This window comes from Bacteroides sp. D22, from assembly GCF_000163675.1.
Taxonomy (GTDB): domain Bacteria; phylum Bacteroidota; class Bacteroidia; order Bacteroidales; family Bacteroidaceae; genus Bacteroides; species Bacteroides xylanisolvens.
Window position 1 is genome coordinate 1 of the sequence record NZ_GG774805.1, and the last position, 1515, is coordinate 1515.

The 1515-nt window shown below is 28.1% G+C and carries 2 protein-coding genes; both read right to left on the minus strand.

Going from position 1 to position 1515, the window contains the following annotated elements; translation table 11 throughout:
* Positions 1 to 861, minus strand: an 861-nt coding sequence (locus tag HMPREF0106_RS13665) for an O-antigen ligase family protein (protein ID WP_009039823.1), incomplete at its 3' end; no start/stop codon positions are given.
* A gap of 3 nt (positions 862 to 864) precedes the next feature.
* Positions 865 to 1515: hypothetical protein (locus HMPREF0106_RS13660; RefSeq protein WP_157133806.1), on the minus strand; the 651-nt coding region annotated here is incomplete at its 5' end.

Genomic DNA, 1515 nt, shown 5'->3' on the forward strand with positions numbered 1-1515 from the left:
AATTGATGCATCTATCAAATATCCCCTTCCTGAAGCCTCTAAAAAGATTGCACCAATATTTTCGTATTTTTTCGAGAGATAAGAATCTTCTTGAATAACGGATATAACTTTAACTAGTGCATAATTAAATATAACTAAAACTAAAAGCAAAGTTATTAACTTTACCTTATAGGAACTTTTATAATCCTCAAATTTAACAAACAAGATACTTAAAGCAAAAAAAAGTAATATAAAGGCTGTCCCCAAATAGCAAGCTACACTACCAACAAAACAAGAACCAATAGACATTATTATTAATGCGATAAAATAAAATACATCTCCCGTTTTTTGGAATGAATAGCATGCTAAAATATTCAGTAAAAGTATAGTTAATCCAACATCATTCATTGCTACAAAAAAACCTTTTGTGCCAAAAGTGTTTTCTGTATAAGCAGCATAGCCCGCACCTGTTATAAAACAATAAATTAGAACAATCGCTGCCAATACTCCATATAGGACTGCAGCTTTAACAACTGTCTCACGATCTGAAAAATAACGACTCTTTAGTATAATACTTAAAACAAAATAGAAGTTCATTATTTTAATTAATGCCATGAAAACACCATTGGAATAAGCACCTATAAGAATATGATATATTAATAAAGCAATACTTGATAAAATTAATATTTTAATATAATTGGAATATTTAGTACGAAATAGATAGATGGCTGAAAATAAAATAATCATTCCACGATAAAGAATACCTATAAGGCTCTCACCTGTACCATCCGTACCTCTCAGATAGCCATTAATTATATCAATAACTACAGGAAAAGATAACAATAGAAAGGGAAAAACTTTTTTTAATTTAAGAACCAACATATGCTATAAAAAGAACTCAGGGGTATCTTTTTTCAACTTTTCGACAGAAGATAGTAGTTCTATTTCATTATTTACATTTAATGAAATATCTGCAAAAATAGATTTACCTAATCTCATATTATTTTTTATGACATCAATATCAATTTCACCTTGATCATTAAAAATTTCTTTTGAATGACAGTTTAAAGTATGTGCATAAGACTTCAATTTATTCACAACAAACTTTTCATCTCCTAACCATGAATGATGATAACCTTTTATCCCTTCCAAACATTTCACCTTATTTAATAAATTAGATTGCTCTCCCATTTTTCTTAAATAATCGGAATCATTATAAAAGCGCTTTCTCAAATATTTCCCTTTTACTATAAAAATTCGATAGGAATAATAAGCTGGACCACTCCAATTAGAGCAAAACAAATTAAAATAAAACATCGTGAAATGAATTTTAATAGTGATTATACCATACTGATTAACTGCATCAATTATCTCATTGGCATATTTACTATCTATAATCTCATCTATATCAGATAAAATTAATATATCATCATCTTTATAGTTACTATTCCAAAGAGAAAAATTACGAGATACACCATCATTATACCAAGCTGTATCTCTTACCATCTTATTCATCCACCGACTAATTGGATGAAT